The 15137-nt window shown below is 64.9% G+C and carries 10 protein-coding genes; 6 read left to right on the forward strand and 4 right to left on the reverse strand.

Going from position 1 to position 15137, the window contains the following annotated elements; genetic code table 11:
* Positions 1-80 precede the first annotated feature (80 nt).
* Positions 81-725 carry an HAD family hydrolase gene (locus ACZ5ZX_RS01685; RefSeq protein ID WP_465500164.1) on the forward strand — a complete coding sequence of 215 codons (645 nt, stop codon included), beginning with the start codon at positions 81-83 and terminating at the stop codon, positions 723-725.
* Positions 726-811: 86 nt separating this feature from the next.
* Here ACZ5ZX_RS01685 and ACZ5ZX_RS01690 read toward each other — a convergent pair whose 3' ends face one another.
* Both ACZ5ZX_RS01690 and ACZ5ZX_RS01695 read right to left on the reverse strand, forming a co-directional pair.
* Positions 812-1894, reverse strand: coding sequence for an inositol-3-phosphate synthase (locus ACZ5ZX_RS01690; protein ID WP_044849462.1), 1083 nt, complete (start codon positions 1892-1894; stop codon positions 812-814).
* Between the two features lie 62 nt (positions 1895-1956).
* A complete protein-coding gene (locus ACZ5ZX_RS01695; protein WP_465500165.1) occupies positions 1957-2502 on the reverse strand; it encodes a PadR family transcriptional regulator in 546 nt (181 codons plus the stop codon).
* Between the two features lie 247 nt (positions 2503-2749).
* Here ACZ5ZX_RS01695 and ACZ5ZX_RS01700 point away from each other — a divergent pair, with 247 nt between their 5' ends.
* Positions 2750-3163 carry a DUF5318 domain-containing protein gene (locus ACZ5ZX_RS01700; protein WP_465500166.1) on the forward strand — a complete coding sequence of 138 codons (414 nt, stop codon included), beginning with the start codon at positions 2750-2752 and terminating at the stop codon, positions 3161-3163.
* Between the two features lie 499 nt (positions 3164-3662).
* A complete protein-coding gene (locus ACZ5ZX_RS01705) occupies positions 3663-6056 on the forward strand; it encodes a transglycosylase domain-containing protein (RefSeq protein ID WP_465500167.1) in 2394 nt (797 codons plus the stop codon).
* Positions 6057-6164: 108 nt separating this feature from the next.
* On the opposite strand, the gene ACZ5ZX_RS01710 is transcribed toward ACZ5ZX_RS01705, so the two are convergent.
* Positions 6165-6656 (reverse strand): hypothetical protein, encoded by a 492-nt coding sequence (locus ACZ5ZX_RS01710; protein ID WP_465500168.1) that lies wholly within the window; start codon positions 6654-6656, stop codon positions 6165-6167.
* Positions 6657-7149: 493 nt separating this feature from the next.
* Here ACZ5ZX_RS01710 and ACZ5ZX_RS01715 point away from each other — a divergent pair, with 493 nt between their 5' ends.
* The 3 genes from ACZ5ZX_RS01715 to ACZ5ZX_RS01725 all read left to right on the forward strand — a co-directional run bounded on the left by ACZ5ZX_RS01715 (position 7150) and on the right by ACZ5ZX_RS01725 (position 14040).
* A complete protein-coding gene (locus ACZ5ZX_RS01715) occupies positions 7150-10446 on the forward strand; it encodes a golvesin C-terminal-like domain-containing protein (RefSeq protein WP_465500169.1) in 3297 nt (1098 codons plus the stop codon).
* A complete protein-coding gene (locus ACZ5ZX_RS01720; RefSeq protein ID WP_465500170.1) occupies positions 10443-11411 on the forward strand; it encodes a S8 family serine peptidase in 969 nt (322 codons plus the stop codon). The genes ACZ5ZX_RS01715 and ACZ5ZX_RS01720 overlap by 4 nt, the downstream gene beginning before the upstream one ends.
* A gap of 88 nt (positions 11412-11499) precedes the next feature.
* Positions 11500-14040, forward strand: a complete 2541-nt coding sequence (locus ACZ5ZX_RS01725) for a transglycosylase domain-containing protein (protein ID WP_465500171.1) — start codon at positions 11500-11502, stop codon at positions 14038-14040.
* Here ACZ5ZX_RS01725 and ACZ5ZX_RS01730 read toward each other — a convergent pair whose 3' ends face one another.
* Positions 14041-15090 (reverse strand): Gfo/Idh/MocA family oxidoreductase, encoded by a 1050-nt coding sequence (locus ACZ5ZX_RS01730; protein ID WP_465500172.1) that lies wholly within the window; start codon positions 15088-15090, stop codon positions 14041-14043. It abuts the gene before it with no gap.
* Positions 15091-15137 lie beyond the last annotated feature (47 nt).

Consider the following 15137-nt stretch of genomic DNA (forward strand, 5'->3'; position numbering starts at 1 on the left):
TAGCCATGCTAACTAAAAATACTGAGCATGGCTAAGTAATCTGCCGCACAAGATCTCCCTGGACGTTCTAGGGTTGTGGGGTGGAAGCGGTGATCTTCGATCTCGACGGTGTCCTGGTGGATTCGGAAAAGATGTGGGACGAGGTCCGACGGGCGGTCGCGTACGAGTTCCACGGCACCTGGCGTGACGAATCGACCAGGGCCATGCAGGGGATGAGCACCCCGGAGTGGGCCGCCTACCTGGCGCACGACCTCGGCGTCCGGCTCCGGCCCGCCGACGTCGCGCAGGTGGTGATCGAGCGGATGGCGCGCCGGTACGCGGAGAAGCCGCCGATCATCCCCGGCGGGCCGGACGTCGTCCGCGAGGTCGCGAAGCACTGGCCGGTGGCGATCGCGAGTTCGTCGCCGCCGCTGCTGATCAAGGCGTTCCTGGACATCACGCGGCTACCGGTGCCGACGGCGGTGTCCTCGGAGCAGGTCGGCGCGGGAAAACCGGCGCCCGACGTGTATCTGAAGGCGGCCGAGCTGCTGGGCGTGGAGCCGAAGAACTGCGCGGCCGTCGAGGACACGACGAACGGGCTTCGCGCCGCGCTGGCGGCGGGGATGACGGTGTACGCGGTGCCGAATCCGCACTTCCCGCCGGATCCTTCGGTGCTGGCGGAGACGACGGTGGTCGAGAAGATCACTGATCTGCCGGCGGCGCTTCAGAAGGCGCTTCAGGACTGAGGTGCGCTACCCCGCCGATGCAAGGAAAGGTCCTTTCCTCGCAAATTTTGCAAGGAAAGGACCTTTCATAGCGCGCTACCGGGGGCTCACGCCTCGCCGGCGATGAACTTTTCGACCTCGTCACGCGCGGTGGAGTCGTCGTACTGCTCCGGCGGCGACTTCATGAAGTAGGAAGAAGCCGACAGGATCGGGCCGCCGATACCGCGGTCCTTCGCGATCTTCGCGGCGCGCACGGCGTCGATGATGATGCCCGCCGAGTTCGGCGAGTCCCACACCTCGAGCTTGTACTCCAGGTTCAGCGGCACGTCGCCGAAGGCGCGGCCCTCGAGCCGGACGTAGGCCCACTTGCGGTCGTCGAGCCACTGCACGTAGTCCGACGGGCCGATGTGGACGTTGCCCTTGCCGAGTTCGCGGTCGACCTGCGAAGTGACCGACTGGGTCTTCGAGATCTTCTTCGACTCGAGCCGCTCGAGCTCCTTCATGTTCAGGAAGTCCATGTTCCCGCCCACGTTGAGCTGCATCGTCCGGTCGAGCTGGACGCCGCGGTCCTCGAACAGCTTCGCCAGCACGCGGTGCGTGATGGTGGCGCCGACCTGGGACTTGATGTCGTCACCGACGATCGGCACCCCCGCCGCGCGGAACTTCTCGGCCCACTCGGGGTCGGAGGCGATGAACACCGGCAGCGCGTTGACGAACGCCACACCCGCGTCGATGCACGCCTGCGCGTAGAACTTGTCAGCCTCTTCGGAGCCCACGGGCAGATAAGAGACGAGCACGTCGACCTCGGCCTCGCGCAGCGCCGCGACGACGTCGACAGGAGTCTCGTCGGACTCTTCGATGGTCTCGCGGTAGAAGCGGCCGAGCCCGTCGTAGGTGTGGCCGCGCTGCACGGTGACGCCCAGCGGCGGCACGTCGGCGATCTTGATGGTGTTGTTCTCGCTCGCGAAGATCGCCTCGGACAGATCGCGGCTGACCTTCTTGGCGTCCACGTCGAACGCGGCGACGAACTCGATGTCGCGGACGTGGTACTCGCCGAACACGACGTGCATCAAACCGGGCACGCGAGTGCTGGGATCTGCGTCGCGGTAGTACTGAACGCCCTGGACCAGCGAGGCCGCACAGTTGCCGACGCCCACGATGGCCACCCGAACGCGGCGGTTCTCGCCCATGCCGGTTTCTCCTTCATTCGTCCAACAGTTGTAGGTAGTGCTCAGCGGGGCCGGAGAGCGCCTCAGATCTCCGGTCCGCGCTGCTCGGCCTGTTCGTGCGCGATCAGCTCGTTGAGCCAGCGCACCTCCCGCTCGCTGGACTCCAGCCCGAGCCGGTGCAGCTCGCGGGTGTAACGGTCGATCTTCTCCTCGGCCCGCGCCATTGCCGTCCGAAGTCCTTCTCGGCGTTCCTCGACCCGACGACGACGGCCTTCCAGGATGCGCATCCTGACGTCGGCCGGTGTCCTCGAAAAGAACGCCAGGTGGACGCCGAAGCCTTCGTCGTCCCACGTCTGCGGACCGGCGTCGCCGAGCAGTTCGGCGAACCGCTCCTTGCCCTCGGCGGTGAGCTTGTACACGCGCTTGCCCCGGCGTGCCCACGCCCGGTCTTCCACCTCTTCGAGCTCCTCGACGAGGTAACCGGCGCGAAGCAGCCGACGCAGTGTCGGGTACAGCGAGCCGTACGAGAACGTCCGGAACATCCCGAGCGTCTCGTGCAAACGTTTGCGCAGCACGTAACCGTGCATGGGGGTCTCGTGCAGCAGCCCCAAGATCGCGAGCTCGAGCACACCGCACCCCCTTCCGGGAACAAACCGCGACCGGTCGCGTTGGCCACCGAGACCGGCTCGGTCAACCTACCGGCCCACTATATCGCGCCGATACATCGAAGTGGTGTAGCTAACCCGATCAGGGCCCTCGCCAACCGGACGAAATTCACCGGAGAGTTATCGAATCCTCGGCGTGTCCGGATGCGCGCACCCCGTCCGGTCGAGAACGGGACGTGGACCACACAGCGAGAGCCCGTACTCTGTTGGCGTGCGAAACCAGCGGCAGGTCGTGGACTACGCCTTACAGCGGCGCGCGCTGCTGAAGGGCGTCCACTCCGGACGGGTCGGCACATACGACGTCTGCGACGCGGGTCCGTACCTCCTGCGGGCCGCGAAATTCCATGGACGACCAGGTGAGCAGGACTGCCCGGTCTGTCATCGGGAGGAACTGACCCTGGTGTCCTGGGTCTACGGCGACGAGCTGAAGCACGTCGCCGGATCGGCCAAGACGCCGGACGAACTGGTGCGGATGGACGGGCTCTTCGCGGAGTTCACCGTCTACGAGGTCGAGGTCTGCCGGAGCTGTCACTGGAACCACCTGGTGCGCTCCTACGTCCTCGGAACAGGAGATCCGGGAAGCACCCGGCCACGGACCCGGTCGCAGAGGACAGCGGGTCAGTGACAGGTATCGAAATCGCAGTTGAGCACAGAGCGGCGTGCCCCGAAGCGCCGGTCTGGGAGGCCCATTCGTGAACGACGAACGCAACCGCTCCTGGCCTGGCCAGGAGCCTGATGCACCTCGCCGTGCCCAATGGCCGGGAGAAGAGGACGGACCCGGCTGGCCGGGCGAGGAACCCCCGCGCCGCCCCCAGCGCCGGACACCCCCCAACGGCGGTCCCCGCGCGGCCGCACCGCGCTCCTCCGATCCCAGACCTCCGGCCCCTCAGTGGCCAGGAGGTGACGGTGGCGGCCCGGAGTGGCCGTCCGACGACGAACCGCGCCGCCCCGCCGCCCCGCGCCGCGCCAACGGCATGCCCCCGCGCAGGCCAGGGCCCCCGCCGCCCGGCGGGCGTTCCGCCGCTGCCGCTGCCGGAGCCCAGCGTTCCCGGCAGGGTGCCACCGGCCATCGGCCGCCGCCTCCGCCCGGCAACCGCCGCCCTCCCGCCGATCAGGCGACCGCGATGGTCCGTCCCGTCGAGCCGGACCCGTACGAGCGCGAACCGGATCTCATCACGCACCACGCCCACAACGGCACCGAAGACCCGTACGGCTACGACCCGTACGACGATCGCTATGACGATCGTCACGAAAGCGTCGCACTCGGGGCCGAGGGCGAGGATCCCCACGACGACGAACCCGCCGAGGAAGAAGACGGCGACAAAAAGAAGACCCTCACGCCGAAGCAGCGCAAGAAGCGCCGCTGGAAGATCATCCGCCGGGTGCTCTACGCGATGTTCGGCCTGTTCGTGGTGGTCCCGGCGATCGCGTTCGTCATCACCTACTTCCTGGTGGACGTCCCGTCTCAGGAAAGCGTCGCGAGCCAGCAGAGCCAGCCGATCACGCTGATGTACTCCGACGGCAGCCCGATGGGCAAGATCGCGCCTGCCAGCGGCGGCAGCCGCTACCTCCTGAAGCCGGGGGAGATCCCGGACTCGGTGAAACACGCCGTGTACGCCGCCGAGGACTCGTCCTTCGAGACCAACTCCGGGTTCGACGTCGGCGGCATCCTGCGCGCGGTCTACAACAACGTCACCGGCGGCCAGGGCGGCGGTTCGACGATCTCCCAGCAGTACATCAAGAAGGCCACGGCCAACGAGGCACCGACGCTCACCCGTAAATGGACCGAGCTGGCCAAATCCTTCAAGATGAACAACCAGATGTCCAAAGAGGAGATCATCACCGCCTACCTCAACACCATCTACTTCGGCCGCGGCGCGAACGGTATCGAAGCGGCCGCGCAGGCCTACTTCAAGAAGCCCGCCAAGGAGCTCAGTTCCTCCGAAGCCGCTCTGCTGGCCGGCCTGATCCAGGGTCCGAGCCGGTCCGAGAACGACGCTTACGCGCAGCGGCGCTGGAACTTCGTGATGGACCAGATGGTGGCGAACAACTGGTTGCCCGCCGCCGAACGCGCGGCCGCGACCTACCCGAAGCCGATCCCGAAGGCGCAGGCGAAGGCCGACGACGCCGGGACGCTGAGCCTGCACATCCGCAACAGGGTGATCGACGAACTCGAAGCCCGCGGCTACGACCAGGACAGGCTGCACCAGGGCGGGTACAAGATCACCACGACGATCGACCCCAAGGCGCAGAAGATGGCCGAGGAGTCCGTCGCGGAGGGGATGAAGGGCCAGACCGACGAAAACATCCTGAACGCGCTGGTCGCGGTCGATCCCAAGACGGGCGGCGTGGTCGCCTACTGGGGCGGCCCTGACTGGAAGAAGAACGACCAGGGCCAGGACGTCCAAGCCCACGACTGGGCGAACGTCCCGCACAACCCGGGTTCCGCGTTCAAGGCCTTCGACCTGGCCGCGTGGCTCAAGATGGGCAAGGGGCTCGGCGAGACCTTCGACGGGTCCAACAACCGGAAGTTCGACATCGGCGGCGGCAAAACCCGCACGGTCAAGAACGCGGGCGAGAGTTCCAACTGCGGCTCCCAGTGCACGGTCGCCGAAGCGATGAAGGTCTCCGCGAACACCGTGTTCTACGACATGGTGATCAACAAGACGAAGGTCGACCCGGTGGCGAAGGCCGCGAAGGAAGCCGGCGTGGAGACGGTGGACGAGGGCGGCACTTCGGTCCTCTACCCCGACATCAACATCGCGCTCGGCGGTGGCCGCACGGTGACCACGGCGGAGGACATGGCCGCCGGGTTCGCCACGTTCGCCGGTGAAGGTGTCCGGCAGAAACAGCACTTCGTCGCCAAACTGACCAACTCCCAGGACGAGGTCGAGTTCGACGAGACGGCCCCCAAGGGCACTCCCGCCTTCAGCGACGACGCCGACAAGAGCAAGCAGATCGCCGGCAACGTCACCGACGCGCTTGAGCCGGTCGTCCCGTATTCGAAGCTGAAGTGCCCGGCCAACCACGATTGCGCGGGCAAGACCGGGACGCAGCAGTACGACCCTCAAGACAAGGACCCCGCGAGCTATAACGACCGCAACGCGCAGACGTGGATGGTGGGCTACACGCCGTCCATCTCGACCGCGGTGTGGGTCGGCGGCGACGGCAACAAGCCGCTGCACGACAAGAACAACAAGCCGATCTACGGCCGGACGATCGCCGGTCCGATCTGGGAAGACTTCATGTCCCGGTACCTGACCGGGAAGCCGACGGAGAAGTTCGGCAAGGTCAAGCCCATCGGCAAGGACGCCCGTGCGGTGGTGACGACCACGCCCCCGAAGCCGCCGGAGACGTCGACACCGCCGGAGACGACCTCGTCGGCCCCGCCGCCGCCCACCTCCACTGAGCCGACGGAGACGACGCCGACGAAACCCACGAAACCGACGAAGCCGCCATGGTCTCGTCCGGGGCCGGGGACCTCCGATCCGTTGTTCCCGAATACCGGGGACCCGTGACCGGGCGAAAACGACTGAAGAAGGTGTGCTGGGCGGCGGCCCGGCACACCTTCTTTCGTCAATACCGACGGCCGGAGATCTCACGAACAAGCCACTTCGACCTCGAAGTCAGTGCCAACGCGAAAGCACTTGCACGCCGCCGTCCCGTGCGCCTGCCCGGAAAACCCATTGAGAACTCGAACTGGTCTGCTTGGCAGCCGATGTGATGGACATCTTTCCCTTCGAGTTGTAGAAGGGACCACACTGCAACCACGTACGGCCGCCGTCCTGCGACCAGTCCAACCACACGCTGCTCTCCTTCGGCAGCCAGTCTTGCACCGGCCCGTTGTCGCTGGCGAACAACATTGCCCAGCCACGAGTCACACCGTTGACCTTGCCGAAGTGGAGTTCCAGCCAATGCGTCCCGCTTCTGACCTGTTCGACCGCCAGCCCGGCCAGGTTATCTGGGATGTCGACGAAACCGTTGGCACCGCCTGCACAATCCCTTGCCGCGGCTGACGCGGTTGATGACGCGACAACGCTGAAACTCGCGACAACTACCACGACCGACGCCAAGGTGCCCATGCGTGCGAGAAAACCGCGCGTACCGAGATTCTTCACGTAACCCCCTTCGAACTACCGTCGACTACGCAGTCATTCACCTTGCCCACTGCCAACAGAACCATAGCAGCCAAACACTCCGCCACTAGAGTGTAACTCAAACAAAAGTTCGAAAAGAAATTTTTCGTTTTGCTCGAAGGTCACCGTGCCCGACTTCATTATTCGCAATTTTTTCTATCGTCCAGTACGAAAATCTGAGCCGAATCACACGGTACCCGAATGGCGGATGACAAGGCACAAACCAGGCCGGTTTGATGATCAGGATCGCAGGTCCGTGCTGATGGGCGCACACAAGGAGGACTTGCCTGCCACGATACATCTGGGGAAACGGTAATTTGTTCGTTTGCAGCATACCTTTTAACCGAAGGCAGCCATCCGTTCGATTGTGTCATGACCTCATTTGGAGAGATTCCGAAAGGGAAGAATGAGAACGATCGGTCATAGAGTCGCGATAGCGGCTTTAGCCGTGGCATCGATGCTATCCAGCGTCGCGATGACCACGCCTGACGCCGTGCATTCCAGTGATGAGCAGACCACCGCGCCGCCTGTACCACCCGTTCGGCCGACAGCGATCGACCTCCCCCAGCGCGATGAACTGCTGGGCAAAGACTGGCAGTCCTCCGAAGACCGGCTGTGGACTACCAGCGGCGACGCGACCGGATTTCACGTCCTGGTGGCCGAGGCCAAGACTGGATACTCCTGGCGGACCGCCGCGACACTGCGTCAACCCGGTGTCGAAGCCGACCAGTGGATAGGCAACGCCTGCGTCACCGGCTCCGGCAACCGGGCAGTCGTCGTCTACGCGCCACGGACCTTTACGAACAAGGAGAAGTTGACCTCTAGGGGCGGTTTCACCGCGATCGTCGATCTTGTTTCCGGCGCGGTCACCAAGCTGCCCGTGCGAACCTCGCTCGCATACTACAACCCCGGTTGTGGCACGGGTGAATCCGCAGCCTTGACCCAAGAAGCCACCGAGGACCTGGGCAAGACCGGCGTGCTCCTCGTGGATGCGACCTCCGGCAAGGTCCGCCCGCGCACGGAACTGACCGGGCAGGTCACCTCGGCGCTGCCTGTCCAGAGCGGCTTCGTGGTCGCGGACACGAAAGGGCTGCTGAAAGTCGCGGACGACGGAAAACAAACGCGATTGGTCGCGAATACCACAGGCGTCCCCTTCGCGGTGAAGGCCGACGGCGATGGCGGCATCGTGTTCATGGACCAGACGAAGGACGCCACAAGGATCTTCCGGGCCGCTGCGGAAGGGCCCGACAAGAAGGCTCAGGTACATCAGCTCGTATCGGGCAAACGCGGCTCACTGGGCTTGTCGTCCGGCGCAGGAGGCCGGCTGTTCGTCACCGGCGCGGCCGACACCATCGCCCCGTTGCCCGCCTCGATCTCGAAGGTGGACGCACCAGTGTCCGCGAATATCTCCACCCTCGGCGAGGCTGCCGCCGACGTCGTTCGGGCCAGCCCGTCCTCGTCTGACGCAAGCACTCCCGAACTGGTGCACATCGAAGGCAGGAGCGTGAAAACGGGCAAGCCGTTGGCGTTCACCGTGAACCCTGGCGAGACGTTGAAACCCCGGTGGACCGACCCTCGGGATCCGGCGCGGACCTGTGCCGTACCGCGAAACAGCACCGGCAGGCAGGTATACCAGCCCAAACCGAAACAGGTCGAATGGGCGGCCAATATGGCAGTGAAAGGGCAACTGTCGATCACTCGTCCCGCCAACTGGCGAGGCAATGGGCTGGGCGCGTATGTACCTCAACAGATGTTCCCGCCCATCCCCTTGAAGAACGGCGGGCAAGTCCCCGCGCAGCTCCTGCTGGGGATTCTCGGCCAGGAGTCCAACCTGTGGCAGGCGAGCAGACACACCCTTCCCGGCGAGGTCGGCAATCCCTTGATCGGCAACTACTACGGCCTGGCAATCTACGACGACACGACCGCCAACGACTGGGACATCCGCTGGGACAAGGCCGACTGCGGCTATGGAGTCTCCCAACTGACCGACGGAATGAGGCTGGCCGGTCACGCCCGGCCCGGCGAGGCGCTGCTGCCGCCCGATCAGCAGGCGGCGGCCGCCACCGACTACGCGGCGAACCTCTCGGCCGGCCTCCGGATCCTGCAGTCGAAGTGGAACCAGATGCAGGACGCCGGGATGACTGTGAACAACAACGATCCGTCGAAGATCGAGAACTGGTTCTACGCGACTTGGGCGTACAACTCGGGCTACCACACCGGAGCTGCACCAGACGATGACGGCGTTGCCGGATTGGGCTGGCTGAACAACCCTGCCAATCCGCGTTACCCTCCGGACCGTACCGCCTTCGGTAAGAATCCCCGCGACTTCGCGACGCCAGGCCGGTGGCCTTATCCTGAAAAGGTACTCGGGTTCGCCTCGTACCCACCGAGCGGTTACGAGAACCCGGAACTCGCCGTCCCGTTCTTCCGCGCCGCCCGATGGCTCACTGATGCGTACAGGGCGGCGGCCGTGCCTCCGCCCTGGCTGTTCTGCGTGCAAAAGAACTCGTGCGCCTGGGGAACTTCCACGAAGCCCGACGCCCCAGGAGTAGAAGACGAACCCGCCGGCCCATGCCAGCACAAGAACGCCGCTGGCAAGTTCGACCTGAAATGCTGGATAACCTATCCACTCCTGTCGAAAGACGACTGCGCCAAAACCTGCGGCTTCGAATTCATCCGATATCCGTACCCGGAGTACGCACAGGAACCTGAGGACGGAATCAGCTATCCTCCTGTCTGTACCCCGGCCGGCCTGGTAGCGGATGCCATCACCGTCGATGACGTCCCTGATGCGACCAAGCCGATACAAAGACCCGACTGTAACGGAATCGGGAAGAACTACGGGAGCTTCGACTTCACCTTCAAGAAGAACTCGCAGGGTTTCGAACCCGGAAAGATCGACCTACACCAACTCGGCGGCGGATTCGGCTCTCATTTCTGGTTCAGCCACACTCGAGGCGCCTACCAAGAGGGCTTGGATCTCGAAATCAACGGAACCTGGACATTCGAACCGATCGACGGCCTAGCGCGCGTCAAAGTACATATACCAGCACACATGAACAAGGGTTCGGTCGTCACATATCGCGTGGAGAACGCCAACGGGGCCGTTCCGGTTCTCGTCGATCAGAAATCGAACGACAATAGATGGGTCGATTTAGGCGTCCACCCGTTCTCGAAATCTTCACCGCCAAAGATCCATCTCGGCACGATTCAGCCCGAAACCAACGGAGAGAAGACCGTAGCCTGGGATGCGGCCGCCCTGGAACCCGCATATCAGGCCGGATCAAACACGCTCTACCAACCCACAGTGTGGAATGACGCCAACGGCAGATGCATGATGTTGCGAAACAATTCCATCGCCGAAACCGTGATCGAGCAACGCGATTGCAACAAATTCAGTGCCAACTACTGGCACTTCGAAAAGGTTGCAAGCGGGCCTGATAACCGTTATGTCATCGTCAAGATCATAGACCGGGGAAATGGCAGGTGCCTACAGGCCTTGAACGGGCGGACGGATTCCGGAGCGCCGGTAATGGAATCTACTTGCGACGGGACCAACAAGTCCCAACTTTGGATCGTTCCCGACCTCGTCAATACCGCATACCCAGAAATGATTTGCAATCAGAATGGCGGATTTTGCATAACACCAATGGGGTCTTCGCACCTGAGTGGCACTCCGCTTGTTCTGGAACCTGAAAAGGTCGATGAAAACGGACATCCCCTCGACCCCAGCCAGTCCTGGCGCATACACATGGAGGCACCGCCCACGTGATAGCCGCGCTGGCCGTCAGCGTGATCGTTCTCGTCGGCTCCCCGGCAGGCACGCCTGCCGGGGAGCCGCACTGGGTCGATCAACTCGGCCTTTCCCAAGCCTGGTTGCGCTCGCGCGGTGAAGGGGTCCGAGTCGGCCTCGTCGACACCGGCGTGGACACCTCCGAGCCCGACCTGGCGAAGCGCGTTCTGTCCGAAGCGAGTTTTCCAGACCTCGGCGGTGACGCGGCGAGTGGAGACGGTCACGGAACCACCATGGCGTCCCTGATCACCGGGGTCGCCCCAGAGGCGAAGATTGTCTCCGCCCGACTGACCGGCGGCGCCGAGGACGCGAACAACGCCATTCGCTGGGCCGTGGACAACGGTGCCACAGTGATCAACCTCTCACTCGGCGGGTCTGTCGATTCGTCTTCCTTCGACGCGGGACTGCGGTACGCGATGGCACACGATGCGATCGTGGTCGCCGCAGCAGGGAATGCCGATGTGGAAGACGAAGTCACGAGTCCTGCGGACCGACCGGGCGTCATCGCGGTGTCCGCGGTGGACCAGAGCGGCCGTTTCGCGCGGGAGGTAAGCGTGTCCGGCCAAGAGGTCAGCTTCGCCGCCCCTGGTGTCGACATCATCACCTCGGCTTCGAAAGAATCGGCACCGACATCGGGCACCAGTCAGGCGGCGGCCCTGATGTCTGGGGTAATTGCCCTGGTCAGAGCCTATTTTCCTCAGCTGACCGCTGATCAGGTTGTCGAGCGGCTCTCTCTGACCGCCAAGGACATGGGGGCTCCCGGGCGGGATCCGGAGTATGGGTACGGGACGGTCGATCCGGTCGCGGCTTTGACTTCCCCAGGTGTGACGGAGCCGGAAGACAGCACGCCCGTGTGGTGGCTTGGCCCTGTCGGCCTTCTACTCGTGGTAATGGTGTGGCTACTGATTCGCAGGCGTAAGAGGGCTTCTTTCGGCCTGCGATGAACCTGAACGGATCTGACACGTCTTCTCTAGAAGGAGACCTGCGACCGCAGGACCGCGCTCACCACGGAAAGGTTCGGAGGACGTCCAAGTGAACGACGATCCCCACGGCGGATGGCCAGGTCAGGACCCTGACCCCGCACGTCGTCCGCAACGCCCGGCCGGACCGCCCCGTCGTCCCGCCGGGGGCCCGCCCCCGGGCCACGGACAGCGACCGGGCGCCCACCAGCAAGGTCCCGGGCAAGCGCCGTGGCAACGGCAGCAGGGTTCGCCCCAGCAGCCGCCACCGCGCCGTCCGCAGCGCCCGCCGGTCGCGCCGCAGCACGAGCCGGACCTCATCACGCATCACGAGCACAACGGCACAGAGCACCGGTACGAAGCCGACCGCGGCTACGAAGAGCCGTACGACGAGGATCGGCCCGGCCAGGAGACCGACGAAGACGGCAAGCCCATCCTCACCCCGGCGCAGCGCAAGAAGCGCAGGTGGAGACGGATCCGGCGGGTGCTGCTGGCGCTGTTCTGCCTGTTCGTCGTCATCCCGGCGATCGCGTTCGTGATCACCTACTTCGCCGTCGACGTCCCGTCGCCGCAGTCCGTCGCGGCCACGCAGGGCCAGGCGGTGACCTACTACTACGCCGACAACACCGAGATGGGCAAGGACGTGCCCAAGGGCGGCAACCGGCAGATCCTGACGCCGGAGCAGATCCCGGACATCGTCAAGAAGGCCGTCATCGCCACCGAGGACGCCTCCTTCGAGACGAACTCCGGTTTCGACGTCGGCGGCATCCTGCGCGCGGTCTACAACCAGGTGACCGCGGGCAAGGGCGGTGGTTCGACCATCTCCCAGCAGTACATCAAGGTCGCCAGCGGGGACGACGAATCGTCGCTCGCCCGTAAATGGACCGAACTCGCCAAGTCCTTCAAGATGAACCAGACGTACGAGAAGAAGGACATCATCTCGGCGTACCTGAACATCATCTACTTCGGGCGTGGCGCGTACGGGATCGAATCGGCCGCGCAGGCCTTCTTCGGCAAGCCGGCTGGTGAGCTGAACGCGTCCGAAGCGGCGCTACTCGCGGGACTCATCCAGCAGCCTGGTCGCTCGGAGAACCCGAAGGTCGCGAACGACCGCTGGAACGTGGCGCTGAACCGCATGGTGCAGAACGGTTTCCTCTCCGCCGCGGATCGCGCGAACCTGCAGTTCCCGACGCCGATCCCGCAGGAGGACAAGCAGCAGGCCGGCGTGGTCAATCCGTTCATCCGCGACAAGGTCAAGGAAGAACTCGCCGCCAACGGCATCACCGACGACGTCTATTACACGGGCGGCTACAAGATCTACACGACCATCGACCCGAAGGCGCAGGCCGCGGCGGAACAGGCGGTCGCCGACGGGATGAAGGGCCAGACCGACGAGAACCTGCTCAACGCGCTCGTCGCGGTCGACCCCAAGACCGGCGGGGTGAAGGCGTACTACGGTGGCCCGTCCATCGTGAAGGGGCCCGACGGCAAGGACCAAAAGGGCCGGGACTGGGCGAATACGCCGCAGAACCCCGGGTCGTCGATGAAGCCGTTCGACCTCACCGCGTACCTGCAGCTGGGCAAGGGCGGCATCAACTCGACGTTCGACGGCTCCAACAACCGGCAGTTCGGGAGGTGGACGATCCGGAACGCGGGGCCCGGCAGCTCCTGTTCGCAGCAGTGCACGGTGTCCGAAGCGATGCAACGTTCGGCGAACACGGTGTTCTACGACATGGTCGTGAACGTGACCAAGCCCGGACCGGTGGCACAGGCCGCCAAGGACGCCGGGATCAAACCCGCTCCCGAAGGCGTCTCCGAACTGTATGCCGACAACAACATCGCGCTCGGCGGTGGCAAGACGGCCGTCAGCCCGGAGGACATGGCCACCGCGTACGCGACCTTCGCGGGCGATGGCCAGCGGCGGACCAAGCACTTTGTCGCCAAGGTGACCAACTCGCAGGACGAAGCCGCGTACTCCGCCCCGGAAGAGGCGAAGCCCGCGTTCTCCGACGACGCCGACAAGAGCAAGCAGATCGCCGGCAACGTCACCGAGTCGCTCAAGGGTGTCATCCCGTTCTCGAAGCTCAAGTGCCCCAACGGACATGAATGCGCCGGCAAGACGGGAACCCAGCAGCACACCTACCGGACGGGCGAGCCCGCGTCGGCGAAGGACTCCAACTCGCAGACCTGGATGGTCGGCTACACGCCGTCGATCTCGGCCGCGGTGTGGGTCGGCGGCGACGGTGACAAGCCGCTGAAGGGCAAGAACGGCAAGGCGATCTTCGGTTCGACGATCGCCGGGCCGATCTGGCAGAAGTTCCTTTCCCTGTACCTGAACGGAAAGCCGGGCGAGCGCTTCGACAAGGTCAAGATCATCGGCGGGGACGACAACACCAACACCGTCCCGTCGACGCAGACCCCGCCGGACGACAACGAGGACCCGGGCGGCGAGACCGGCACTCCGTCGACCGGCCCGTCGACAGGGTCGTCTTCGCGGAAAGAGGAGGACCCGCCGTCCAGCTCGAAGAATCCTCCGTCCTCCAGTACGAACAGCGGCGAAGAAGGCGGCGGCAACACTCCCGGCCGTGGCGGCGGCAGAGGCGACAACGAATAGCTAGAGGGTGACGACGCGCCGTTCGGCACCGGAAAGGTGGGCGGCCTCGATGACCCGGAGCGCCTCGACGGCGGAAGCGGGATCGACGGGGAAGTCGCCCTTGCCGAGCAGCGCGTCGCGCACCTGCGCGTAGAAGTCCTCGTAGCGGCCGACCTCGGTGGGCACGGTTTCGACGTCGTCGTTCACGCCGAGCCGACCGGCGTCCGACGCCGGTTCCACGCCCCAGCCGGGATCGCCGGGCCGCAGCCCGTCCTTGATCTGCGGCTCTTGGACGTCGAGACCGTACTTCGTGAAGGTCGCCTTGTCGCCGAGCACGCGGAACCGGGGGTTCCGGATCCCCGCCAGCGCCGACGCCCACAGGTGCGAGCGCACGCCGTTGGTGTGACGAAGGGCGACGAAGGCATCGTCGTCGACTGACACCCCGGCACGCCGCTTGTCGACCTCCGCGTAGACCTCGGCGACCGGGCCGAACAGCTGCAACGCCTGGTCGACGATATGCGCGCCGAGGTCGTAGAGCAGCCCGCCCGCCTCGGCCGGGTCGCCGAACTCGCGCCAGTTGTCCCGCGGTTTCGGCACCCATCGGTCGTAGCGCGATTCGAAGCGGAAGACGTCGCCGAGGCGGCCGGCGTCGATGAGCTTTCGGACGGTGAGGAAGTCCGAGTCGAACCGGCGGTTCTGGAACACCGTCAAGCCGACACCCTTGGCCTTCGCGGCCTCGACGACCTTCGCCGCTTCGGCCGCCGTCGGCGCGAAGGGCTTGTCGACGACGACTGGCAGCCCTGCTTCGATCGCCTGAAGCGCGAGCGGGACGTGCGTGCGGTTCGGTGTGCTGACCACGACCAGATCCAGTTCACCCGCCTTCGCGAACAACGCGTCCGCGTCCGGCAGCACCTCCGCGTCCGGATAGTCGGCGCCGGCCTGTTCGACCCGTTCCGGATTCGAGGTGACGATCGCGGCCGGGGTCAGCCCCGGTGTCGCGTCGACCAGCGGGGCGTGGAAGACCCGCCCACCGGTGCCGTATCCGAAGATCCCCACTCGCAAGTCAGCCATGACACTATTAAACAACAGTGTTGCGTAATCAGCCAGCCGTGGCAGGA

Source organism: Amycolatopsis sp. NPDC033938 (genome assembly GCF_055575975.1).